We start from the raw sequence: 204 nt of genomic DNA on the forward strand, positions 1-204 counted from the left end.
GCATTGGTGTCGTAGCCCTTGTCGCCATGCACCAGTTCAGCCGCGGTGAGCTGATCGAGCAGTGTATCGGCGGCGACGCAATCAGCGACCTGGCCGCCGGTCAGCAGAAAGGCGATTGGGCGACAATCGCGATCGGTCAGCGCATGGATCTTGGTCGTGCGTCCGCCACGAGAGCGGCCAATGGCTTGCCTGCGCTCCCCCCTT

Annotated in this window: 1 protein-coding gene; it reads right to left on the reverse strand. The window is 64.2% G+C overall.

Translation table 11 applies throughout. The features are described 5' to 3' along the window. Positions 1-204 (reverse strand): transposase (locus ACYQ6W_RS22765; protein WP_459678602.1); only part of this gene is annotated, 204 nt, incomplete at both ends.

Source organism: Acidisoma sp. 7E03 (assembly GCF_054665075.1).